This window comes from Asticcacaulis sp. AC466 (assembly GCF_000495815.1).
GTDB lineage: Bacteria > Pseudomonadota > Alphaproteobacteria > Caulobacterales > Caulobacteraceae > Asticcacaulis.
The window spans coordinates 287,622-312,528 of record NZ_AWGE01000005.1; the positions used below are offsets into that span (position 1 = coordinate 287,622).

Annotated in this window: 13 protein-coding genes; 3 read left to right on the plus strand and 10 right to left on the minus strand. The window is 57.8% G+C overall.

What is annotated here, in order from left to right:
- Nucleotides 1-9: 9 nt before the first annotated feature.
- The 7 genes from AEAC466_RS28485 to AEAC466_RS28515 all read right to left on the minus strand — a co-directional run bounded on the left by AEAC466_RS28485 (nucleotide 10) and on the right by AEAC466_RS28515 (nucleotide 10,750).
- A complete protein-coding gene (locus AEAC466_RS28485; protein WP_162148928.1) occupies nucleotides 10-2,409 on the minus strand; it encodes a family 20 glycosylhydrolase in 2,400 nt (799 codons plus the stop codon).
- 136 nt (nucleotides 2,410-2,545) lie between these two features.
- On the minus strand, nucleotides 2,546-5,380 hold the full coding sequence (locus tag AEAC466_RS28490) for a TonB-dependent receptor (protein ID WP_162148929.1): 2,835 nt from the start codon (nucleotides 5,378-5,380) through the stop codon (nucleotides 2,546-2,548).
- A 252-nt stretch (nucleotides 5,381-5,632) separates the two neighbouring features.
- A complete protein-coding gene (locus tag AEAC466_RS28495; protein ID WP_023457181.1) occupies nucleotides 5,633-6,595 on the minus strand; it encodes a FecR family protein in 963 nt (320 codons plus the stop codon).
- A complete protein-coding gene (locus AEAC466_RS28500; protein WP_023457182.1) occupies nucleotides 6,585-7,085 on the minus strand; it encodes an RNA polymerase sigma factor in 501 nt (166 codons plus the stop codon). The genes AEAC466_RS28495 and AEAC466_RS28500 overlap by 11 nt, the downstream gene beginning before the upstream one ends.
- A gap of 309 nt (nucleotides 7,086-7,394) precedes the next feature.
- Nucleotides 7,395-8,522, minus strand: a complete 1,128-nt coding sequence (locus AEAC466_RS28505) for an acyltransferase family protein (protein WP_235074172.1) — start codon at nucleotides 8,520-8,522, stop codon at nucleotides 7,395-7,397.
- Nucleotides 8,523-8,534: 12 nt separating this feature from the next.
- Complete coding sequence (locus AEAC466_RS28510; RefSeq protein WP_023457184.1) at nucleotides 8,535-9,773, minus strand: MFS transporter; 1,239 nt, start codon at nucleotides 9,771-9,773, stop codon at nucleotides 8,535-8,537.
- On the minus strand, nucleotides 9,755-10,750 hold the full coding sequence (locus tag AEAC466_RS28515) for a carbohydrate kinase family protein (RefSeq protein ID WP_023457185.1): 996 nt from the start codon (nucleotides 10,748-10,750) through the stop codon (nucleotides 9,755-9,757). The genes AEAC466_RS28510 and AEAC466_RS28515 overlap by 19 nt, the downstream gene beginning before the upstream one ends.
- Before the next feature lie 219 nt (nucleotides 10,751-10,969).
- On the opposite strand from AEAC466_RS28515, the gene AEAC466_RS28520 reads away from it, so the two are divergent.
- The 3 genes from AEAC466_RS28520 (at nucleotide 10,970) to AEAC466_RS28530 (ending at nucleotide 17,829) form a co-directional block, all read left to right on the plus strand.
- A complete protein-coding gene (locus tag AEAC466_RS28520) occupies nucleotides 10,970-12,211 on the plus strand; it encodes an ROK family transcriptional regulator (RefSeq protein ID WP_023457186.1) in 1,242 nt (413 codons plus the stop codon).
- A gap of 152 nt (nucleotides 12,212-12,363) precedes the next feature.
- A complete protein-coding gene (locus AEAC466_RS28525; protein WP_235074174.1) occupies nucleotides 12,364-14,976 on the plus strand; it encodes a TonB-dependent receptor in 2,613 nt (870 codons plus the stop codon).
- An 852-nt stretch (nucleotides 14,977-15,828) separates the two neighbouring features.
- Nucleotides 15,829-17,829: a putative bifunctional diguanylate cyclase/phosphodiesterase gene (locus tag AEAC466_RS28530; RefSeq protein ID WP_162148930.1), complete on the plus strand. Its 2,001-nt coding sequence runs from the start codon at nucleotides 15,829-15,831 to the stop codon at nucleotides 17,827-17,829.
- 122 nt (nucleotides 17,830-17,951) lie between these two features.
- Here the strand turns inward: AEAC466_RS28530 and AEAC466_RS28535 are convergent, their stop codons facing one another.
- From AEAC466_RS28535 to AEAC466_RS28545, 3 genes are all read right to left on the minus strand, one after another.
- Complete coding sequence (locus AEAC466_RS28535) at nucleotides 17,952-20,435, minus strand: TonB-dependent receptor (protein WP_031238347.1); 2,484 nt, start codon at nucleotides 20,433-20,435, stop codon at nucleotides 17,952-17,954.
- 101 nt (nucleotides 20,436-20,536) lie between these two features.
- Nucleotides 20,537-22,051, minus strand: a complete 1,515-nt coding sequence (locus AEAC466_RS28540; RefSeq protein WP_023457190.1) for a CehA/McbA family metallohydrolase — start codon at nucleotides 22,049-22,051, stop codon at nucleotides 20,537-20,539.
- Between the two features lie 12 nt (nucleotides 22,052-22,063).
- Complete coding sequence (locus AEAC466_RS28545; RefSeq protein WP_155913521.1) at nucleotides 22,064-24,820, minus strand: TonB-dependent receptor domain-containing protein; 2,757 nt, start codon at nucleotides 24,818-24,820, stop codon at nucleotides 22,064-22,066.
- Between the last annotated feature and the right edge of the window lie 87 nt (nucleotides 24,821-24,907).

Consider the following 24,907-nt stretch of genomic DNA (forward strand, 5'->3'; position numbering starts at 1 on the left):
AATACCATCCTAGGGGTTGGTGAGGCTGGAGGCTCTACCGCTGCGACCGGTGCGGGAGAAGGCCGCCACCGTAATCAGGCCTTTTTCGATGATCGGGCCCGTCACTTGCGGGCTTGTCGCATCGGGCAGGTGCCCGTCTGTCGTGTAGCGCAGCGTCAGACCGGGCAACTGGCTATTGACGAGAATCCGGTCACCGTCGCGGTGTAGCCCGGGGGGCGGCAGGCGGTAGGCCAGGTCGGGCATGTCGGCGTCCAGGCTTGGCAGGATCTGCTTGCCGACGCGATTGGCGAACGAAGACCAGTCAGCTGCTTTTAAGATGTCAGCGCTCGCCGGATCTGTCGTGCGGGCCCAAGCGGGTTCTGGTGCCCAGGCGCGCTCAGCCAACGCCAACAGCCTGGGCATAAGCATGTAATCGATACGCTGTGGATCGCGCACGGTTTCGGAGAAAAGGGTGGCCTCAAGACCTGACAGATGCGTCTTTCCGGCCGTGTCGAGTTGGGTCATGCCTTCCGATTGTGTACCCACCATGTGCAGGGGGTTGAAACCAAAAACGGCATCCAAATCAGTGTAGGCCGCCCAGTTGTGGCCGTATTCATGAGAATCACGCGCATAGGCCATGTCGAAATAAAGGTTGGTGGCCGGCGATAGGACGATGTCGTAACCGGCATTGGCGAGGCGGTAGGCTAGATCCTCCGAACCGCCCAGATTGTTCCAGACGAACAGATTGCCGACCTGTCCCTTAAACCGAGGATTAATGGCCATTTGGGTCCCACCATTAGCGCCGCGCGCCTTTCGCTCCCCCAGTTCTTCCCAACCAGCTGCCTTAACGCCATAGCTGGCGAGCTTTGCGATAACTTGGCTGTAATAGTGATCCCAAAGCGCTCCCGTGTCCGCATGTGGCAGAGATGCCATCGCTGCTTTTGCCAGGGGAGAGCCTTCCCATGCGCCATCGGCCAATTCATCGCCACCGATATGGAGTGTCTGTAAAGGTACGCCAGCCTGCCTATGCAGGGCCACCAGTTCGGCAATCACCGCGTCTACGAAGCGATAGGTCGAGGGCAGTGCGGGATTGATTACGTTGTCGGAAAAGCCTTGAGCGGAATGATAGACCGAGGCATCGCCGGGATCGTCAAGCCTGTAATCGTCGGCATGCGGGTCGCCTAAGGCACGCAGGCGGCGTGATCGCTCAGCCATGGCCATGATGGCGGCGCGGGCGTGCCCAGGCATCTCGATTTCAGGAATGACCTCGATATGGCGCGCGTGAGCATATTTCAATATTTCGATATAGTCACTGACAGTGAAATAGCCCGAACCGTGCGGGTTGTTTACATCAGGACCGGAGCCATAGGCAGGCGGTAGGCAGGTGCCGGGCTCACATACGCCGCGCCGGGCGCCAACCGAGGTCAACTCCGGCAGTTGCGGAATCTCTAGCCGCCAACCCTCGTCATCGGTCAGGTGCAAATGCAAGGTGTTGAGCTTGTAGCGCGCCATCAGGTCAATGACCTCAAACACCTTCTCACGGGTCTGAAAATTGCGAGCCACGTCCATCATTAGACCACGATAGCCAAAACGGGGCGCGTCAGTGATTTGGACGGCTTTGAGCGTATCGCCGCCCAAGCTCAAAATGTCGCGTAGCGATTGCAAGCCGTAGTAAACCCCTGCCGCCGACGCGCCAGTGATACGCACGCCCTTCGGCGTTATATCCAAATGGTAGGCTTCAGCTGACGTCTGTCCTCTTACTGCGCCGACGCTTAATCGGACCGGCACGCCATGGGGGGAGACGTGTGTGCCGAACATATGACGCGCGAATGCGGCTTCCGGAGCCAGGTTGGAAGTGGCTTCGACATGTACGCCGTGCCTCAGGCTCAGCGCGCCTGAGGCATAGGTATAGCTAAGGGGTGAAGGGAAAACCGGCGGAAAGTCGGCGCTGCCTACGACGGTGATGGCCTCGTTTTGAGCGTAGATGTCTTGCGGAGTAAGGGTTTCATTGAGACTATATACCTGATAGTCAGCAACCGGCACCGCTTTGCTCGGCGCATCGTCATAGACGATGTAGGGGCCGGTGGGGGCCTTGTCGGTCAATATCATGGCCTCGCCATAATCCAGTTTGAAGGTGGTGCTGGCTCCGGGCGCCAACAGAGGCAAGCCGCTTTGCGGGCGCAGGCGAAACAATGGTCCGATCACTTCAGTAATGGCGGCGCTGTCTTCAAGTCGGGAAGGTTCTGTCCCAGAGATCGACGTCAGATAAAGAGACCAGCCACGCATTTCTAGCGGCGTCTGGCCAGTGTTAACCAGGCGCAAATCCACATGCGTATGTCCGTTTTCGATATCGCGCGGCTTCCATTCGAGCCGAACATTGGCCACAGACTGAAGCGCTGGCTGAGACTGAGTTTGGGACGCAGCCGTCATAGCCAACGCTGACATCGCCATGACAGCGAAAACCCCCCTGATGCCCATTTTTGTCACCGGTAGCCAATCCTTCGAATATGAGTGCGTAAAAAATGGGCCGCAAACGCTTAGGCGTTCGCGGCCGCGATCTTCTCATTCAGAACGAATAGGAGAAGCCCAACAGCAACTGACGGCCGAACTCGTGATACTGGTTAAGCGCGGTCTGGCCGTTGACCGTTTGTGTCGTCACATAGGGTTCGTTGGTAAGGTTGGACCCTTGTAACAGGATGGTTAGATTTTTTAATTGGCCGCTCTGAAATGTATAGCCGAGTTGAGCGTCGATAATGGTCTCTGGACGGATGGTCTCGGTGACATATCTGAAGGCATCATGGCGACTAGCCGAATAACCGGATCTGTAGCGCTCAGCGATGCGTACCTGATAGCCATTCTTTTCATAATAGACACTGCCGTTCCACACAATCTTGGAAAGCCCTTCCATCAGAGTGCCAACGACCGCACCATCCGGATCGGTATTGGCCTTGACATGTGTATTGGCAAAGGAGCCGGTGATCCCGAAACCGTCAAGCTTCGGCGTAAGCAGGCTTCCATCGAGAGTCCAGCTCAATTCCCAGCCCTGGACCCTACCGCCCGTCGTATCGACCAGTGTGGTCAAGGTACCTGTATTACTGACCGGAATTACGCCAGATGTATTGGTATAGCTGGAGAAATCATACGCAATGCTCTTTGAGACAATCCCTCGGGTAATGTCCTTGTAGAAAGCCGCCAGCGCTACGTAAGACGTCTTTCCGAAGTACTTTTCAAGTGACAGGTCGTAGTCGTAGGACTGCCAAGGCTTCAGCGCGGGATTGCCACCACTTCCATACCATTTGTGGTCGCTTGAACTAACCGCCGCGGTGATACCAGCGCGCATGTCAGTCATATTGGCGCGCGACAGGGCCTTGGCCGCGCCGAACCGCAGATATGTCGTGTTGCCTAGATCACCCGTCAGATTGAGGCTGGGCAGCACGTCTGAATAGTGGGTGCCACCGCTGACGGGACTGGCATCCCCGTTGGAGTCGATATAAAGACCGGTTGCAGACTGGTCGGTATTTATGAACTGCAAGCCAAGATTTCCGTGGATCGGCAGCACACGTTCGGAGCTGATGTTTAGCTTGGCGAAAGCGGTCGTGACCTTTTCAGTCACGCCCCAGTTCCATGCCGGGTCCTTACCCGTATTCGGATTGGCGATATAGGCCCCACTGTCCAGCGCGCCACGCACCGCGAAGCCTATAAGGTTGGACAAGCCTACAAATCCCATATCCACCGTGTAGAAGGCGGTGGACGACTGGATCGGCTGACATAGCAGACCGTTTAGACACTGCGAACCGTCTGACAGATCATAGATTACGCCGCTGTATTCCAGATCCTTGCCGCGTTCACTATACAACACACCAGCTTCCAGCCCGTTGAAGATACCGAGATTGATGAAGCGCTTCGCCGACAGGCGCGCCGTGGTCATCCTGTCCGTGACATAGGCCTGAGAGGCGTAGGCCGCACCGGAGCCTGCTCCCCAAGCCGTAGCAAGCATTACACGGGAGGTATCGGCAAAATCAGTATTGGTTGTTACGTGGCTGAAGCCTGTCAGGCTGGTCGGTACGCTATAGTCCATATCTATAGGCGTTTCAGACATCATATAGCCTTCGCCCACCCACTCGTTGCGGCGGGCGTGTGACAGACCGAGATCACCGCGCACCGTCCATTGTCCCAGGGAGAGGGTATTGGTCCAGTTGATGGCATTGATCGTATCTCGACGAACATCCTGGCGCGTCGTGATGATCGGACTGGCATTGGAAACGCTATTGGTGTTGCCGTTCACCGTGGTCGAGGCGATAGTACCGCTCGCCCAGTTGGCCGTCACGCCGTCCAGCTCGACGCCGTTCATGCGTTCGTCAAATTGCGAATGGAAGATATCTACCTTTGTCGAGTACACCTCATTGGGCTTGTACTGCACGACACTCAAAAGACCGTCTCGCACGCTTTGTGTTGTTTGAACGCCGGTTTCAAACCCGTCGAAGGTGTAAGCGTCCCCTGCGCCTTCAACCCCAAGATCCTTTCCAATACCGTAGTCCCACGGATTGAAATATTTGCGCTGGGTTGGACTGTCCAGGTGTGCATAGCCTATGGCAATTCCCAGCTTTCCGCCGTCAAACTGATCGATGTAGGACAGGCTGTAACGTCCGCCATTGCCCTGGGTGCCAGGCACCAGCTTGCCGAAGGAATTCATTTCCACGCTGCCGTTAAGCGCGATTTTTCGCCCGTGGAAGTCCAGAGGGTTTAGAGTACGGATGTCGATGGTCCCCGACAAACCCATTGTGCCCAAAGACGCATCCGGCGTTTTGTACAGGGTCGCTGAACTTACTAATTCTGCGGGAAATTGATCGTATTCAAACGATCGGTCATCACCCGTACTGACCATTTCCATGCCATTGAGAAGGGTGACGCCGAACTGTGGGTCCATGCCACGGATCGAAAGATATTCAGCTCGGCCATCAACACGTTGAGCCGCCACACCGGGCAGACGGGCAAGCGATTCGGCTATGCTTGTTCCCGGCAGCTTGCCGACATCCTCGGCCGAAACCACCTCGACGATCTGGTCGGCATTCTTCTTGGCGGTCGCTGATTTTTGCAGACTACGCTTAATGCCCCGTACGACAACTTCAGTCGTGGGGGCTTGGCCGTCGGCGCCGGTTTCGGTTTGTGCCGCCTCCTCAATGAGTAGGGGCGTCGTGATGGCATCAGAACTTGTGCTGTATTCCGCAGAAGCGCTTGCAGCCGTGTCACGAATAGTCGTGATCCCTGAAGCGGCATCAACAACCGCCTCGAGGCCGGTGTTATTTAGCAATTTTGCCAGGCCGGTTGTGACGGTATAATCGCCTTTCACCTCATTGGTACGTTTGCCCGCCAAGGTCTTGGCGCTAGCCAGGATCTGCACGCCCGCTTGCTTTCCAAAGAGCGGAATGCTCTGAGCGGCCGGTTGTGCCGCGACATCAAACATTTTTGTCTGAGCATAGACAGGTGAATTCCCTATCATGCAAACGATTGCAGCTGTCGACCCGAACAGCCATGGCTTTGAACCCAGCATACCCCACGCCCCCATTTAACTATCTCCTTTATGTGAGCCCTTGCGGCTCTAGGACTGTAGACGGCTTGGTTTCACCGTTCCGTCATTATTGGTATAAAAATTTTATAAATTGGACTCGTGCAGGTCCTTAATTGGTCTTATTATGCGTATGACGTTACCGTCATCGATCACCTTTGCGCCGAGGAGCAAAGACACGGCGTGGCTAAAGTTCGCCGGCTCATTGGTCCGGAAGTATCCAACCAGTGGCTCTCGTCCGAGGTCGGGTGTATCTATGACCAATTTCTTTGTATTGTAGCGATTGATCTCCTCAACTGCGAAATCAAGCGTTTCGCCGTCGAGTGCCAGTTCGCCTGTGCGCCAGGCCAGTGAACGGTCGATTTCTTGCGAAGCCCGGGTGGGAGCGATGTTACCCGCATCACCGGAAACAAAGGCCTTGGAGCCGGCCTCAATCCGGACGGACTGGGCTTCCTTGCCAACGACCCAGGTTTCGACGACACCCTCGGTTACGAGGACATCGGCGCTGCTGTTGCGCCGGCGTACCGAAAACGCGGTTCCAACGGCCCGTACCCGCACATCTCCTGCCTTGACGATGAAGGGGCGCGTCTTATCGTGAGCGACGCGAAACCAGGCCTCGCCGTCGGCCAGTTTTACAATGCGTGCGGCTTTTTCGAAGTCGACCTCAACCTTGGACGCCGTGTTTACGGTAGCGACGGAGCCGTCCGTCAGGGGGACCTGTCTAACTTCGCCTATCTGAGTGACGATCTCTTTCGTTCGCGGAAGCAACACGATCAGGCCAGCTGCGGCAGCGGCCACTGCGGCACCTGCCACATAACTTACGAAGCCGCGCCTGGTACTTTTATTGGTAGCTATGTCCTCCGACGGGGATAAGGCCCGCCCGCGATCAAGATAGGATAATATTGCCTGGGCGCGCAGCAAGGCGCCTTCGCGCCGCTCATCTTCTTCTAGCCATGTGTCAAGCGCCTCCTGTTCGGCTGGGCTGAGGGGCTCGCCTTCAAGCCGAATGGCCCAATATTCCGCAGAATTATCGAGTCGCTCATTTCCCATTTTTTTTCACCTCAAATCGGGTCGCTGCTTTGGCTCTCCTGGCGCCCCCGTCGCCTTTGCCGTTGGTTTCGAGCCCCTTCATGATGAGTTTCAAGCCACGCACGGCTTGCATCTCCACCACGTTTTCGCTGACCCCGAGTTGCCTGGCTATCTCCTTTTGAGGCAGTCCTTGGATGCGCCGCATTTCGAAAATAACGCGACACTTGTCAGGCAATCCGGCGATAAGCGCCTTTACATTGTCCAATTCCTGGCGTGCGCTTAAGCGTTGTTCGGGGTTGGGATCGTTATCGCTCAGGCTTGCGGCGTCAATTTCGGTGAGTTGCCCAATGGGCACGATGCGTGACCGTCTGATTTTCTGAATGAGCACCGACTTGGCCGTCTGGAAAAAATAGGACTTCCCATCATAGATGTGGGCGACGCTTCGCAAACGCGCAATCTTTACATACGCGTCTTGTATAATGTCGCTGACCTCGTCGTCCGGTATCCTCATTCCCTGGAGCCACAGGCGCAGCCGTGCCTCGTGGGGGACAATATGACTCCCCACCCATGCAACGATCTCGCTTCGGCTCTGTGAAATAGGCTTATCCTGATTAAAACTAGGCGCTAGTCACAGCATAAACGATTAAGCCAAGCATTTCCGTGGACTCCGGCGAATTTTATTTTCACCGCTATTTCGGCGTGTCTTTTCCAGGTTCACCGTTCCACAAGCAGCGATTGGCAGCGACGAGGTCAATGGGCCTATAAGTGTCAACTTAATCCTATGGCACGACGCGCCCGAAGAGAGGCGACCAAAGCACGGCTATATTTTTACAACCCAGTTCTGCCTGCGAAGATATTCGACGCACAGCCATATAAGCAGAATGAACAGGATCACCGGCATCAGGGCGGCGACCGGTTCATAAACCCAGGCGCGCAGACCAAAATAGGGCAGGCCGAACAGAGACCAGGTCGGAAGCTGGTACCATAATTCGTCCAGCACATAGGCGACGATGGCGTTTATACCGAACGCCATCGGGAAAAGTGCGGCCCAATGGGGTGCTTTGCCGCGGTCGAGGACGAAGTGCAGGCCCGCCAGCACCAGGGTCGTCAGACCGCAGGTCACCAGCACGAAACTGCTCGACCAAATATCCTTGATGACCGGAAAGATGAAGCCCCAGCCGATACCGGCCAATAGCATGGCCAGTCCGGCGATAGCGAGCTTGCCGGCGGCAGACGGCCCGCGGTTGCGGCTGATGAATTCGCCGATAGCCATGCCGATGAGCCCCTGGGCAATCGCGGGCAAGGTACCGAGTAGCCCTTCTGGGTCATAGCCTTCCGGCCCCTTGACATAGTTGTGATGGCCGGCACCCAGCCACACCCGGTCGATGGAGCCTACGAAATTATGCCCGCGCACCCAGATATCGCTCGGGCCGGCATCGAGTTGTGGCAACAAGGTCAAGGGCCAGTAGAGGACCAGCAGGCCCGCCGCAATCGCCAGGCGTGTCTTCGGCCCGCAGGTCAGGAAGAGAAGGCCGCAGACGCCGTAGACCAGACCAGTCCGTTGCAGCACACCGAATAGGCGCCAGGTGTTCGTGGCAAAATGGGCGAAATAGTCGATATTGACCAGGATGAAGCCCAGGGCGATCAGCCTGAGGGCCCGCCAGATGACCTTGGACAGCGCGCCTGCATCGACAGCCCCTGAGTCTTTGATCTTGCCTAGCGCCAACGGCACCGAAACGCCGACCATCATCAGAAAGGCCGGAAAGACCGTATCGGCGAGATGCAGGCCTTCCCAGCGCTCGTGCAGAAGCTGGGGGAAGACCTGGGCATGGAAGCCTTCCTTTACGCCGTCGGTGGCATTGGCCAGGATCATGCCGATAACGGCAAGGCCTCTCAAGACGTCGAGAGAGATAAGGCGTAGCGGTGGCGTAGCGGCTTTGATTGTCAAGGCTGCTTTTCCTCAGGTGTGTTGCGACGTCTGAAAGACGGTCTGATTCTTGACGAGGGGTTTGGCGCAAATGCCGATAACGAACAAAAAGGCCATGAACGCGAAGACCAGCAAATAGGCGAGCCTCAGGCCCAGATGTTCGCCAACAGCGCCGACGAGCAGGGGGCCGAACGCGCCTCCGACGATGCCCGAACAGAGAATGCCGGACAAGGCGCCGTGGTTATTGGGAAGCGAATTCAGGCCCAGCGAAAAGACGATTGAGAACATCACCGACAGGAATAGGCCGCACAGCGGAAACGCGACCAGGCTGAATTGTGTGGCCCCGAACAGGGCGGCTGCCAGCGATAGGGCGGCACAAATAACGGCGCCACATAGCACTACCTTCGAATCAAGCAGCTTGAGTAGCCCAAGGCCGATGAGGCAGCCTACGGACATCAATCCCCAGAAGTCGCCGACCTCTTGCGCGCCGACGGTCGTCGGATCGATCCCATGATAGGTCTGAAGGAACGCAGACATCCAGTTGGCGATCGACTGCTCCATGGCGACGTAACAGGCAATGCCAAAGAAGTAGAGCAGGGCCGTGCGGTTGCGCATCAGGCTCAGATAGACGCCAATGGGTTCAGCACGTTCGTCGGCGTTGAGGCTGAAGGATTTGAGGTTGATGGCGAAGGTCAGGCCGATCGTCAGCAAGAACAACAGCGCGAACAGCCAGTATAGCAAGGCCCAGTGTGGCGCATGAAACATCGTGGTGAGCGCCGTGAGCACGCCCGGCAAGGATGAATTGCGCGTCATGATCACAGAGAAAACCGCGGGGCTGAGATAGGAGGCCAGGCCGAACACCAGTTGTCCCAGTACGGAGTAGAAGGCAAAATGCGTTTCACCACCGGCCATCCGCATCAACGGATTGATGATGACTTGCAGCATGGCCATCCCCGCACCGATGATGAATAACGCCGCCACGCCAGCCAGGTATGTGGGGTGAAGTGCGAAGAGCAGAGCGCCGGTCAGGTTCACCGACAACGCGGTCAGCAGGGAAAAGGATGGGCCGCGTGTCTCGATCAGGGCACCGGCCGGTATCGAGACAAGACCGTAGGCGAGAAAGAAGGAAAAGGGGAGGAAGCCCGCCAGGGCGAGGTTCAGGTGAAAATCGCCGATCAGGACCGGCATCAGTGGGCCGATGATGTTCGTCACGAAGGAAATGACGAACCATACGCACAAGATGTAGACGACCGTCAGACCCCGGTTGGCCATGCTGTTTCCCCATTTGAAATGCCTTGCTTCAGGCTTGCCGCCGACAGGTTGCGTGGGAACCGGGCGATGATTTCGGTCGCCGTGTCGCACCCGGCCTTGAGCGCGTCCGTCAAGCCCAGGCCGCGATTACGCGCGGACAGATAGCCGGCGTTGAAGGAATCGCCGGCGCCGACCGTATCGAAAATGTCGGGGCGCCCCGCCGGTGCATAGTGGCCGGATCCGTCCGCTTCCATACCGACCGCGCCTCGCGCGCCCAGCTTTGCCACCAGCGTTGCCGACGACGGGAGGCACGGCACCAACAACCGCATGGCGTCATCTAGATTGTTTGTGCCAGCCAGGCTCGTGATTTCGACCTCGTTCAGCAAAAGATGGTCAACCAAGCCCAGCCAACCCTTTACCTCTGCCACGACGGCCGGCGTCCAGCCTTCTGGTGGCCAGCCGGTGTCCAGCGCGACGGCGTAACCCGTGCTCCGTAAGGTGCGCAGGATTTCCATATACCGGCGACGCAGCCGCGGCAGCAGGAAAACGCCGGTGAGCAGCGCGATGGCGCCGGGGCCGGAAGCCGGCGCAATAGCCCGGGCTAGCGGCTCCCATTCCTGCTGGTCCAAATGACCGATGGTTGTTAGAAATGTACGCTCGCTGGAGGGATCGAGCACGGCAACCGTGACCGACGTCGCCGCTTCGCATAGATCGATGGTCGCGGTACAGTCGTCGAACTGGTCCCGTAGCCACAGCCCCAGAGAATCGTTACCGACCGAGGTAAACAGGTCAACCCTGGCGCCGAGCGCCTTCAGCGCCAATGCCACGTTACCGGCGGAGCCACCAGGGCGCATTTCGCTGCGTGGCAGTATGGTTTCCGTGCCCACAGCCGGCCACTTGGCGAGCGGCCCCATGACGAGATCTATATTGATGTCGCCGATGACGGTGACGGCCGGTACGGAGCGATCAGCCGCAGCCGACGGGGAAAGGATATTCATAGTGATAGACCCGGGCCAGGAGCGGGGTGCGTTGCCCCGTGGTCGCGGTCCGCCCTAACCGCCCCGTGTCGAAACTGCGCGAGCGTACAGCGAATGTCAATTAATAAATCTACTGGATGTGTTTAATTGCGTCTTATGATGAGTTGCGTATATGTACCGGTTATGGGAACAGTACTATCCGTTCAGCCCCTTTAGATTGATCTGGAGCAGACAAGGCCGATGGTGAGCCGAGGCACTACACAACAATCCTCCGCGCCGTTCAACCGGCGCATTGTGCTGGACGTTATCCGCCGCCAGGGCGAGGCATCGCGCAAGGATATCATGGACATCGTTGGCCTTAGCCCTCAGACGATTGTCAATATTACCCAAGACCTCGAAGACCTGAACCTGATCGTTTCCAAGCGCTTGACGGGCGAGAAGGGCAGGGGTCAGCCGCCGATGGCGTTCCAGCTCAATCCAGATGGCGGCGACGCGATAGGTATCAGTCTGTCACTGAACCAGATGTCGGCGGCGCGGGTCAATCTGGTTGGCGAAATGCGTGCCCGCCGCGACCTGGAGATTGATCTGCGCGATCCGACCACGGCGCTGGTAGCGATGATCAAGCAGGTCAACGCCTTGCGTGACGCGGCCGGAAGCGCCGACCGCATTTGGGGAGTAGGAGTCGCCATGCCGGGGCCGTTCGATGCCCCGGACCTAAGCTTCAAAGGGCCAACTGTCTTTGAAAAGTGGCGTGGGCTGGAGATTTTTACCGCGCTGGAAGAGGCCGTCGGGCTTCCGGTCTTCTACAATGTTGACAGCGTGGCGGGGGCGGTGGGGGAATCGTTGTTCGGCGCGGCGCGCGACGCAAACCGCTTCTTTTATCTGTATATGGGCGCGGGCCTCGGCGGCGCCTTGATGCTGAACCGCGCGGCCTACCAGGGCGCCAACGGAAACGCCACCGAAATCGGCCATATTCCCGTCGAACGGGGCGGCCGGTTGTGTTCGTGTGGCAACCAGGGGTGCCTGGAAACTTATCTGTCGCTTCACGCCTTGTCGGAGGCCCTTGGCTGCGACGAGATCATCACCGCTGATCAGGTTACGCGAAGACTACAGGATTGCGATGAGGCCACTATACAATGGTGTCGCGATGCCGCGCCTTATCTGCGCCAGGCGATCTGCGCCATCGAGAACATGTTCGATCCCGAAGTGATTGTGCTGGGCGGATCGGCGCCTCCCGCGCTCTGGGAGATGTTGATCGATGTCGCGGTGCCGTGGCTGCACTCCGTCCGAAGCGGCCTGAGTGTTCACGATCGCGATCGCGTGGTGTTGTCCCGCCAGGCCGGCGACAGTGCGCTTCTCGGCGCGGCAGTGCTGCCGATATATGAAAAGCTTACCCCTCGCATGGATGTGCTTGTCCAAGGCCGGCCGGATGGCGACGACGTCGTGCAACAGAAAAAAGCCCGTCGCGTCGGGTTGAACTGAACCGACCTTTTTACAATGGCGCGACAAACTGACGCCAAATTGTCACACTCATTTCCGATTAATTACATCCACTAGAAGTATATATTGACCAGGGCCGTTTCCTGTCGCAACTCTTCTGTCCGGAAGCCAAGTCGGGCTGGTAGGAGCAATTCATGAGACGTGCGATTTCACGCCAAAAGCGTTCCCTTTTGATGCTTACGACGGCCTTGGGCCTGGGTGGCGTCTTTGCTGGATCTGCGCCTGCCATAGCCTGGGCGCAGGCGACGCCACCGGCCGCGGTCGCTCCTTCTGACGGCTCGGGAGATGCCATTCCCGAAGTGATCATCACCGCGTCTAAGCGTAGCACCAAGCTATTGAAGACGCCGCTGGCGGTGTCGGCCCTGACACAGGATGCCCTGACCAAGCAAGGGGTTGTCGACATCAAGGGATTGGCGACGTCTGTACCGAACCTGCAGATGGGGTCGAACGGCGATTCAAGCACGGCCATCACCATGCGCGGCGTATCATCGACCGATACCACGGAAGTTGCCGAAGCCGCCGTTTCGATGCACCAGGACGGCTTCTATTCACCTCGCCCGCAAGGTGCCCTGGCGTTGATGTATGACGTCGAACGGGTCGAAGTGCTGCGTGGGCCGCAGGGCACGCTGTTCGGCATGAATTCGCCCGGCGGAGTCATCAACGTCATTCCGGCCAAGCCGGTCTTCGGCCGCTACTTTGGTAAAGCGGATGCCTCGTTGAGCTCGTATAACGGCCGCGACCTGCACCTAACCTACAATTTCGGCCTGGCGGACAATTTCGCCATCCGCGTCAACTACATGGCGGCCAAGCGCGACGGCTATGGCCAGCAGGTCGAAGACTTCACCGACTTGGCGTCACCGGCCAACGGTATCGTCAAGGACGGCATTCCCGACGTTTATCAGGGCTATAACCACGCCGTCTCTCCCAAGAACTATTATAACAACCAAAACGAATGGGCGGCCCGGATCATGACACGCTGGCAGGTCAATGACCGGCTGGAGCTGTCGCTGACTTTGTCGCGTTTTGCCGACAACGGGGCTGGCGATCACGACTATGTCGATTGCAAGTCGGCGGTCGGCACGGCAGCGGCTTGTGACCATCAACTGCGCTATCTGCTGATCAACGTCCCGGGTTATGTCCGCATGACGCTGGATGATTACCAGTTCAAGGCGACCTATAACGTCAACGACAACATGGTTCTGGAATACCGCGGCGGCTTCGAGGACGAGCGCCGGCATCAGCTGACCGACAATGACGGCGGCGCCTATGCCCCGGCCGCCTGGTCGTCGATCGGCGAAGCCATCACGCCGGAGCAGCAGGCGACTCAATACTACCCCGTCGAAGATACCGACAGCCTCACCGCCAGCAGCAACTACCGCTCGATGACGCACGAAATCCAGTTGAAGTCGAACGGTGATCACCGTCTCAACTATGTGCTGGGGGCCTTCTATCTCTACGAGCACAAGCAGATCAACTACCAGCAGAACTCTTACGAGAACAAAACCTATGACGCCGCCAGCGGGACGCCGGACGGCCTGCCCTGGGGAGTCTATTACGACCAGCGCAACCGGACGACCGAATCGAAGGCCTTATTCGGGCAGTTTGACTACAAGATCACCGACACTCTGACGGCGACCGTCGGCGGGCGCTATTCGTGGGACCACAAGGGGGACCACGGCGGCCTGGAATATGGCTTCTTCAGCGGCGATCCGTCCTGGTACAATGGCCAATATACGCCGGGTTTCCCGCGCGCTCACCAATCCAACAACCTGACCCCAACCATGGGAACAGGGGCGGTTCCCGGGACGGCGCTGCCACTGTTCGACGTTACCGATTCCGACATGAAATGGAACGTCGGCACCTATCGCCTGGGCCTGCAATATAATCCATCGGCCAACCATATGTTCTATGGCGCGATCGCCAGCGGCTATAAGATGGGTGGGATGTATGAGACGGCGGACTTCTGCAACAATGGCTGCATCCAGCTTCTGACCTATCGTCCCGAGCATGTGACCAATTACGAAGTTGGCTATAAGGGCAAGCTGTTCGATAACCGGCTGCAACTGTCCACGGCGCTCTTCTTCGAAGACTATCATGATATGCAGAACACCGGCGACAAGGTGATCGGCACCAACACCGATCCGTCCAGCCCGCTCTTTGGACGCCCGGTCACCGCCTGGACCACCGACAACCTGCCTAAGGCGCGCATCGACGGCGTGGAAGTCGAGTTCGAATCCAAGCCATGGAAAAATGGTCACCTGAATGGTTATGTCTCATGGCTGGATGCGACGGTGGTCAAGGGTACACTGATCGATGAATATGCCTGCGGCGAGCGCCAGATATTCAACCAGGCGCAATGCGGCCCGTCGGATCAGCCGATCAGCATCAAGGGCAACCGTTTGCCGTTCGCGCCGGAATTCTCGTTCTCGGTCAATTACAGCCACGATATCCGGCTGAACAATGGCTATCTGATCCAGCCTTACGTTTTGGTCCACTGGCAAAGCAAGATGTGGCTCGACGTGCGCAACTATGATGGTGCGCACCTGGCGCAATCGCAGGCCGCCTATAGCAAGGTGGACGTCAACCTGCGTGTTACGCCGCCAACCCAAAAATTCTTCGTTGAGCTCTACGGCCAAAACCTGGGCAATGTCGCCACCAAAAACTTCCAGTTCCTCGACCAGGGCCACCTGCGCGCCAGCTACGACGCGCCACGTATGCTTGGCATTCGCATGGGCTCTGAGTTCTAAGGCCTGACTGTCCCCAGGGCGACGGACACCGAGACACCATGTCCGTCACCTTAGGTTCGAGACTCAATCAGCCCACTAGATTATAGAGATAGCGATAGCGACGGCTGCAGCGAAGTTTCTGGTGATTCCGCGTTCGATCAGGAAGCGGCGTAACCCGTCGCCGCCGTAAGTTGCGTCGGCAGCATAGGTCCGTGTCGGTGGCAAAGGTGCAATCAATGGTAGAGCCGCACGGACCTCACCCAACTGGCCGGGCGTTAATTCGAAGGCCAGGGGGGGGGCGCAAGCAACTGCCCATCTCGACAACGGAGTCGCGTGGAAATGGTAGCGAGTTTCGGCTGTGATAATCGTCAATCAAACAACGAAATGCGTGGCATTCAGTGTTTTAGCGTACTCCGATCTGATTGAAGCAGATCGGCGCTCTACTTCCTTGCTTTTACGCGCTTTTTTATCCGAAAAGTGCAGCACACTTTTCGGAAAGCGCTAATGTATCTTCCGCTTCGGGCGCAAATGCGCCCCATTTAGTTTTGGCCCCAAGCGAACGTATTGCGCAAAACACTTCATGTTGAATGCACAAATCTGAGATAAATTTAATGATGTTAATCAACGGATTAACGTGTACATCTCGAATTGTTACCGCAACGTAGCAGTTGATAAATCCCGAATTAAGCGCCCTAAAATATAATGGCGCTCTTCTAATTGGTTCTTCTGCCGCACCTTGACGATTACACTCGCAAACCCCTTCAGCGCGCTAACCTTGAGCAGTTGTGTGACGGTTGGACAGACGGCAAATGGACAGCATAATTCACATCGGAGCCGGAAAGGTTCTCGCCGCCAATGGAGGCGAGAAAAAGTATGAATTACACTTTTAAGGGCAATGCTCTATTTCAGTCAAAATTGATTGATATCGCCTACAAAAATCTACCGCCAATGGTATTCGTCAATGTCGCGGCTGCTTTTGGCGCCGCCTGGACGGTTGCGAGTGGGGGGCATGTATGGGCCTGGACTTGGCTCTGCCTTATGTGCGTTTTGAGCGCTATCCGGCTATTCGACTGGGCGCGATACAGATCAAGTACCAAGTCAAGGGCGGCTATCGGGCCTTCTCGACTGGCGTATTGGCAGCAAAATTACGGCGTTGGACTGTGTGCATCGGCCATCCTGTGGGCGGTTTTAGCGTGCAGTGTCATCGATAGCGAGGCGTCGCATTCGGGTAGCGTTGCCAGATACACCCTCGTTATCATTATCTCCGCTCTGGCGGGGGGAGCTACGGGCGTTACCGCGGCGTTGAAGTCTCAGGGACGTCTCTATATTACTATCTTGTTGTTGCCAGCCTCGTTGGCCTTGGCAATATTTAGCTCGGTCGACGTCATAATCGCGGCGCTGGGTCTTATTTTCCTGGTCGTTATGCTGGTGAGCCATGCCAACAACCATAATGTCTTGCGTCAAAGCCTGGATCTTGAGCATGACAATATAAGCCTCATCGCAGACCTTAAAGATCTCAACGGGACATTGGAGTCGAAGATTCTTGATCGGACCCGTGCCCTAAAAGAGATTGCGCACAATGACTTGCTGACCAATCTGCCGAACCGGCGCGGGCTGATGGAGTGGGCCAAGGCCCTGCTGAAAGATCATAGCAACCTCGCCGTGGCGGTGATGTTTCTGGATCTTGACCGCTTCAAGCAGATCAATGATGCCCTTGGGCATGATATTGGCGATCGCGTTCTCGTCAATGTATCGGGGCAGATCAACAAACAATTGCCGCCTGGGGCAATTCTGGCTCGCTGGGGCGGAGATGAGTTTGTTGTAGCCATGCCCTTGACTGCGGCTGAGCCGAATATTGTACAATATCTGTGCGATAGGATTATTGGCGCCGTGAATCATCCGTTTGTGCTCAACGGTGAAACCATCCGTTTGGGGGTGAGCATCGGTCTTGCGTTTTATCCCGACGACGACAAGTCTTTTACAGACGTTATTCATGCGGCGGATCTTGCCGTAACCGAGGTAAAGCGGACCGAACGGGGGCGTGCGCTCGCCTACAGCGAGACCTATGCGGAAGTTCAGCGTCGCCGATATGACCTTAGCCGATCTCTTGCTCAGGCGATTGGGACGGATGAGTTGACTTTAGTCTATCAGCCGATCGTTAGTGCCGTCACCGGCCGAGTGGTTGCGCATGAAGCCCTGGCCCGGTGGAACCATCCCTCTCTTGGCGCCATAAGTCCCGAAGAATTCATAAAACTCGCTGAGGACACCGATAAGATTGTGGCGCTGGGCGAATGGGCTTTGTACCAGGCGTGTAAAGACGCGACAGGCTGGGGGAAGGATGGAGCGCAGATCAAGGTCGCCGTTAATGCGTCGATCAAACAACTCGTTCATAGCCAATTTGATTTGAAGGTCGTTCAAATTCTAAATCAGACCGGCCTTAGTCCAGCGCGCCTTGAAATTGAGGTTACGGAATCCTTGTTCGATGACGAACATCTCGAGCAAGTCCTTCGTTGTGTCAAAAACCTCCGTGAGCTTGGCGTTGAAGTCCACATCGATGATTTTGGCACGGGGTATTCGTCGCTGTCGCGCCTGCACAAATTTCCGGTAACGGCGATCAAGGTCGATCGGCATTTTATAAACGACATCGATGCCGATGGACGTGTGATCGTTGAAAGCGCTGTCATGATCGCGCGAAGGTTTGGTTTTGAGGTCATTGCCGAGGGCGTTGAGACCATTGAGCAGGCGCAGATCCTGTATGAGCTTGGCGTAGATAAGTTTCAGGGCTATTATTTTGCCCGTCCTCAAGCCGAGGCCAGCCATCATAGTTTTGCCCCGCTTTGGGTGTCCGAAACAGCCATAGCCCAGGCCATGTGATTGCAATGCCGGCTATACCGTTAGCCTTCTTGCGCATTGAACAACTCGGCACATTTGGCAAAGATTGTGCGGAAAAAACAGCTTCGCAGGTCTTACGGCCTGCGAAGCTGTTTCCCATCAGGTTAGAACTTGTACATCAGGGCGAGGCGATAGTTGCGGCCGAGGAGCGGACGCGCGATGAAGGTATTGGCGCCGGCATCGGCCGAAGCCAGTTCACCGGCACGCGGGTTGCCTTCGGTCAGGCCCAGTGAGTTGGTGGCGTTATCGATATAGGCATATAGCGACAGGTCGTCCGTCACCTTGTAACGTGCCGACAGGTTGATGGCGGTGTAGTCAGGCAGCTTGACCGAGTTGGCGGTATCGACAAAGCGCTCGCCCTCATACTCAACAGCGGCCTGCAGGCGCAGATGATCGTTCAGCAGGTTGAAGCCAGGCACGACGCGTAAGGATGTTTTCGGGACGCGGATGAGCTGGTTGCCGTCATAGTCCTGCAGGTGATTGGAACTGTCCGTATAGGTCAGGCCCTTGTACTGCGGGTCTTCGAGGGTCGCCGTGGCGGTCACGTCGAACCACGCGAGGGGGCGCCAGGCGGCTTCCAGTTCCAGGCCGAGGGTCTCGGTATTGGCAAAGGCCGCCTCCGAGGTCGAGACGCCGGTGATCACGTCAAACTTGTAATTGCTGAAGGCGACGTTGTGGTACTGCGTCCAGAACAGGGTGGCGTAGAGATCGAATGCGCTGCTGCGGAACTTGTAGCCGGCTTCGCCGAGGTCCATGGTCTGGATGATCGGCTTGGCCGTGGCACTGGTGATGTAGTTGCCGAGGCTTGGCATACGCGCCGCCGATGTATAGCGGGCGAAAAGGCCAGAGCGCGTGTCGAACTGGTAGTTGGCCCCCAGGGTCCAGGTGGTGTGGCTGAAGGTCTGGTCATAGGTGGCGAAGGTGCCATTGCCCATCAGGATCTGCGAGGTGGTCAGGGTGCCGAGATTGACCGTCTTCTTTTGTTCGACACGGCCGCGCGCCGTCATGGTCTCCCAGCGCAGGCCGCCGTCGATGCGCAGGTCCGGCGTGATCTGCCACTCGTCCGCCAGATAGGCGGCATAGGTGGTTTGTTCGCCGGACGCGTTTTCCCATTCATAGCCATAGCGCCAGACACCGTTTTCGGTAAGCGTCTTGATCAGGTTGCCGCTGCCATCGACCGCCACCAGGTTGAGCAGACGGGCATTGTCTTGCACGTCGGTGATATAGCTTGACGAATAACGGCTGAAGCTTTCATCGATGTGGGCAAAATAGGCGCCGAAGGTCACGTCATGGGTTTGTGAGCCGAGATCGAAGCGGTGCGAGATCTGGTTGTCGCTCATGATCTCCTTGACCGGCATGGTAATGCCGCGCAGGCCAGCGACGGTGACAAGGCCGTTGCCGTTCTGCATCAGCGTGTCATAGGTTTGGGTTGGCGTTGAGTTGTAGCGCAGTTGCAGAGCCGCAGCCCCCGGCACCGTGGCGATCAAAGCCTTGTTCTGGTCCAGGAATTTGGCCGCGCTGAGCAGGGTGTTGGGGTACAAGCCGTTGCGTTGTGTGGCTGTGTCATTGTAGCGCATCGTCGATTTCAGCTTCCAGCCGTCGGCGACTTCGAAATCAAAATGGCCGGTGAGTTGCGTGCGCTTTACCTGGGTGCCGACCGTATTGTCATAATGGTAGGTGGAGCCGTCGCCCATCTTCATGTCGGCCATCGAGGTTTCGGGACCGGTCAGGGTGCCGTAATTGCCGTCGAAGCCGGGAACGGCCTTGATATCACCGTTTGCATAGGTACGCATCGGAATGCCGGTATAGAAGACGACGGTGTCGTCCAGGCGCTTCACGTCGAAGGAGATGCTGCCGCGGTCAAAATCCCGGCTGAGCGTGGCGCGGAGCTGGCCGCCCTTGTTGCCGGTGAAGCCCGGATCGCGGACGCCGGTTTCGTTACGATAAAAGTCGCCGATCGAAGCCTTCCAGTCGCCAATAGGGGCGCCATACCAGAAGTCGGTACGGAAGAGGCCGTCCTGGCCGACCGTGGCCTTGACGAGGCCCGAGGCTTCGGCACCGACCTTGCGCGGGATGAAGTTGACGGCACCGGCTGGAGCGTTCGAGTAGAAGACGGCCGAAGGACCGCCGCGCACCACTTCGATCCGATCTATGGTTTCATCGACGCGGAAAACCTGATCGACATTGAGGTAGCCCAGGGCCGGGTCGTGGGCAACGGCGATGCCGTCTTCCAGCAGGGTGATGGACCCGTAGCCGTCGACTGGAACGCCGCGGGCGCGGACATTACCTGAAGCCTCACCGCCGGAAGCCTCAACCCAGAAGCCGGGGACCGATTTCAGTGCTTCGGTGACACTGGTCGGCGCTTGCAGGCGCAGGGCTTCTTCGTTGATATTGGTAACGGAATAGCTGGTTTCCGCCTTGGTGCGTTTGCCGGTGCCGGCGCGGCCGGTAACAATGACTTCAACGGCAGGGTCGGTGGCCGCGGCTGCGACTTGTGTATGGGCGTCCTGGGCGAAGGTCGCGCCGCCATAGGTCAGCGCGACCATTGCGGCCGAGGTGAGTAGAGTAAATTTGAACGGAAAAGACATGATTATCCCCTTGCGTGCTAAGTAAAAGCTTCGCCATTGCTTAACGCAAAGGCTGCGCAGGCAGCATATATCAATTATATTTCAGTATTGTGATTGTTGACTTATCTTTCAAAAATATTGAAATAGATTGGATTGGATATCATTTTAATTTTCCCATCCTTGTCGCGAATATTTACGCGCACCCATTGGGCGCACTGGCCCTTTAGGGTGACGTGAAAACTGATGCTGGCGCGGCCGGAATCCACAGGCAGAACCTGCGGCTGGGTTTGACCATTCAAAATTAACTCGGCGCGACTTCCGGCTTCGCCTTTAACTTCGACCTCTACTAAAACGTTGCTGTTGGCATGGACCGCCAAGGTTTCGCCCATCACCGCCACTTTTTTTTCGGCTCGGCCTTCAACACTCGCTTTGAGGTCCAAAATACGGTCGACGCCCACCCCCATATCGACGAAGGCGCGTCCTTTTTTCAGACCGATGAGCAGGGCGGTCTGGGAGAGATTTTCGGCGTAGATGACGGTGGTTGGCAGGCCGACTGGACTGCGGTGTTCGGGCGTATCCGGCGCATCATGATTGTCGCTGCCGCCGATGGCTGTGAGGTGATGGCCTTCATTCAGACGGGCCTGCCAGAAGGGAATGCCATCTGTCGGGCCTTCAACGCCATGCTGGGCGAAAACCGAACCGCCATTGACCACTTCCACGGCGTCGATATCGGCATAGTCCGTTGGGGCGTCCCAACCACACCCCATACAGGCTTCACCGGTCGGCGCCATCGGGTGGTTGATTGAAATCAGCGCGCCCTTGGCGTGGACGATCCCCGCCAGGGTCTTGACGTCGGGCAGGTCCTTCGTGCCAAGGCGGAAGGGGACGAATTCGGTCGTGCCAAAGATATTGGCGTGGCCGTGGAAGGTGGTGATTTCACGCGCCGGTATCAGCAGCAAGGTATCGAAATACGGCTGTAGTTCACGCTCGGCATCATATTGCGATATCGAATTGTGATCGCTGAGCGCAATGAAGTCGAGGCCGCGCGCCTTGGCGGCCTCAAGCGTCAAAAACACAGGGCAGGGCACGGTCTGGCCGCCGAGTGACAGACAATTGCCGTCGGAATGGGCGCTGTGTGAATGGAAGTCACCGCGATACCATCCGGCCTTGTCGTTCAGCGGCTTGTCGGTGAAAGCCGAAACTGTCGCCTTGTCATCGACATGGCCAAAGGTAATCTCGGCCTGGTAGTCTGAGGTGGCATCTGGCCGCATGTTGGGTACGCCCATGACCAGGTTCCAGGTGCCGGCGATAATCGGGCCGGGTAGATAGGAGGGGGTGGCGTCAGTGGCCGACAGGGTGAATTCTGACTTGTTGCCGCCGCTCCAGCCGCGGAAACCGTTGGGGTCATTGAGGCCCAGATCGATAGTGCTTTTCTGTTCACGGCCGGTGTATCGGAACTTGACGCTAAGGCGGGTGACGCCGTCGGGGACCGTGAACGGTAGGTCGATATAGGTCTGATGCGCAGTACCATTCAGGCGGCCTTTTAAAACGACATCGGGGGTCGCAAGGGCCGCCTTCGCGGATGTTAAGGCGCACACGGCGACGAGGGCGGTGAGGCCGAGGATTTTCAGGGACATATGGCTCTCCAATTAAAGTCTAAAGGACAGGGTCGCGCGAAAGCTGCGGCCGAATATCGGCCGGGCGGCGAAATAGGTCGCATTGGCGTCACCGCTGACGATCTGGCCGGCGCGTGGATTGCCTTCTGTCAGGCCGAGGGTCTGACCGAGATTGTCGCCGGTAAGGATGAAGGTCAGGCGCGGCGCGAGATCATAGCGCAAGGCAACGCCGAGTGTGGCATAGGCGGGCAGGCGTGCGGTGTTAGCCGCATCGGCGAAACGATCACCATAATATTCAATCGGGATCTCGATGCGGCCACGTCCCTTGGCAAAGCCATAACCGGGCGTCAGGCGCACCATAATCTCTGGGACACGCAGCAGGCGGTTGCCGCTAAAGTCGCGGATTATCGCCGCGCCATTGACCAGTTCGGTATAGCGCAGGTTTTCGAAGCGCGGCTTTTGCCAGGTCGCGCTGAGGGCCAGATCCGGTCCCGTGCGGTCTCGGTGCGCGCGCCAAAGCGCCTCGACCTCAAGGCCAACAGTCAGAGTATCGCCATAGGCGGCGCGTTGCGAATAAGCGTTGGTCTTGGCATCAAAGACATTATCGGTGACACGATAAGCGGAAAAGGCGGTCGAGAAGGCGACAATTTGCAGATAGCTACTCGGGGTCGCATGCTTGAAGCCGAACTCGGACAAGGTCACGGGCTCGCTGTGGATATCACCGGCGGGCGGTGAGGTCAGGTCGGTCAGGTTGGGCAGGTACTGGGTGCGTGTGACGCGGCCATAGATCTGGGTTTGGTCATCTATGGGTCGGGTCAGGCCAAGCGATAGTGTATGGCCGTCGAACTCACGGGCCATAAGACTGAATTGCCCGGTGCCGCCAAGAACCGCATCGTCACCGATATGCAGGGTATCCGGTCCCTGAAAGGCCTGGCTTTGTTCGACATTGGCGGCTAGTCTCAGTTGTTCCAGCCGGATGCCGATGTCGGCGCGCCATGTGCCGAAGGTCCATTCGTCGGTGCCATATACCGCGATCGATCGCTCAGTGCCGGAATAGGTGTCAAACTGGGCGCCGTAGCGGGTAAAGCCATCCTGGGTGATGGCGCCCAAGGCATTTCCGGCGGCGTCATAGGCCACGATGTCGAGGCGCCGCGCTTGATTGCGCGCTTCCAGTAAAGTGGTGGCGGTCAGGCGCTTCATCGACATGTTGACTTGGGCCACATAAAGACCGGCTGTGAAATGATGCCCGCCGGCTTGACCCTCCAGCTTTGTTTCACTGATCAGTTCGCTGAGCGGGATACGCACCGAGGACAGGGTAGCGTCAATGGCCAGTCCGCTTCCGGCGAAACGCCTACCGTCGGCATAGCTCAGGCCGAGCTGTGTGGCCTGCGGGTAGATGGCCTGCGCCGCCTGTAGGTAGGTCTTCAGTTTTTCGCTGGCCGTATTGGGATAGCCAGGGAAGAGGCCGTTGCGCCAGGTCGATGAGCGGCGCCAGCGCAGGCTTTCATTAAAGGTCAGGGCATCGCTCAGTTCATAACGTAGCTTGACCGTATATTGATCCAGCCTGACCTCGGTGCCGCGACTAAGATCGAACGGGTAGGGCTGCCCTTTTGCATCAAGCATTTTCGCCGCAGCGGTATCCGGACCGGCCAGCGTGCCGTAGAGCGCATTAAAGCCGGGCACGGGTTTGATCTGACCATCGGCCGTCACTTGCAGCGGCACGGGCAGGTAGAAGGCAACGCGGTCGTCGAGATGTTTGTAATCCAGGGAGAGTTTCAGGTGCTCCCATTGCCGTTGAGCCGTCATCCGCCATTGTCCGCCTTTGTCGGCGGTATAGCCCGTCGGCCGCAGGCCGTCGTCGGCCCGATAAAAGCCGCCTGTGGCGACGCGCCATTCCCCCACAGGCCCGCCGGTCCACAGATCGACGCGGTGGTAATTGCCGTCACCGGCTTGCAGGCGCAGACGCATTTCCGGCTGCATCGGCGCCTCGCGCGGAATGAGATTGATCAGGCCGCCCAAAGCATTTGAGGCGAAGACAGAGGCCGGGCCGCCGCGCACGACCTCGACCGCCCGGAGGGTGTCGTCGATCCGAAACGACTGGTCGGCATTGAGATAGCCAAGCCCCGGGTCATGCTGGACCGGCAGACCGTCCTCCTGGACGGCAAGAGATGAAAAGCCATCACGGGGAATGCCGCGGGCGCGGATATTGTTAGAGGCCTCGCCACCCGAGGATTCCACCCACAAGCCGGGCACGGCCTTCAGCAGATCGGCGGCGCTCAAGGCGCCTGACATCTGGATCGTGTTGGCCGTGAGGCGTGTGACGGCATAGCTGGACTCAAGTGGTGTACGCGACAGCGGACTCATGCGGGCTGTGACGATGACCTCTTGGGGCGCCTCGTCGGTTTGGCTAGGGGCGGGTTGAGCGGGTGATTGCTGTGAAACGGTCTTGGCCCGGCGTCGGATCACGTAGGTATCGCCGGACTGAACGACTTCATAATCCTTGCCCGCGGCGCGCTGGAGGGCCACGTTAATGGCCATTGCGCCTGAAACCGGGTGGCTGTTACGCCCTCTGACCTCGGCGCCGACAAAGATGATCTGGATGCCGGCCTGATCGGCAAGCTGCGCGAGGGCGGCCGCCAATGGACGGGCAGGCACGTTGAACGGCTGGATCGCTTCGGCATGGACCGTCTGTACCGGCAAGGTCGCAGCGGCAAACAGCAGATACAGGACCAGGGATATCGTCCCCGGTCCACCTTTTAGTCTGTTCCGCCTGAACCCACTTTGCGCCACTTAAGTCCGCCCGTGCCGTGTTCGTAACAACACTCTAAGCCCTCAGTAACGCGGTCTGATGACGGGGCCGCCAGTTGTCACAAACTC

Coding starts and splice junctions, on each gene's coding strand:
- AEAC466_RS28500 (WP_023457182.1), bottom strand. CDS start 7,085: ATGAGGATACCGGACGACGAGGTCAGCGACATTATACAAGACGCGTAT.
- AEAC466_RS28510 (WP_023457184.1), bottom strand. CDS start 9,773: ATGGCCAACCGGGGTCTGACGGTCGTCTACATCTTGTGCGTATGGTTC.
- AEAC466_RS28530 (WP_162148930.1), top strand. CDS start 15,829: ATGAATTACACTTTTAAGGGCAATGCTCTATTTCAGTCAAAATTGATT.
- AEAC466_RS28495 (WP_023457181.1), bottom strand. CDS start 6,595: ATGGGAAATGAGCGACTCGATAATTCTGCGGAATATTGGGCCATTCGG.
- AEAC466_RS28485 (WP_162148928.1), bottom strand. CDS start 2,409: ATGACGGCTGCGTCCCAAACTCAGTCTCAGCCAGCGCTTCAGTCTGTG.
- AEAC466_RS28540 (WP_023457190.1), bottom strand. CDS start 22,051: ATGTCCCTGAAAATCCTCGGCCTCACCGCCCTCGTCGCCGTGTGCGCC.
- AEAC466_RS28525 (WP_235074174.1), top strand. CDS start 12,364: ATGAGACGTGCGATTTCACGCCAAAAGCGTTCCCTTTTGATGCTTACG.
- AEAC466_RS28520 (WP_023457186.1), top strand. CDS start 10,970: ATGGTGAGCCGAGGCACTACACAACAATCCTCCGCGCCGTTCAACCGG.
- AEAC466_RS28535 (WP_031238347.1), bottom strand. CDS start 20,435: ATGTCTTTTCCGTTCAAATTTACTCTACTCACCTCGGCCGCAATGGTC.
- AEAC466_RS28515 (WP_023457185.1), bottom strand. CDS start 10,750: ATGAATATCCTTTCCCCGTCGGCTGCGGCTGATCGCTCCGTACCGGCC.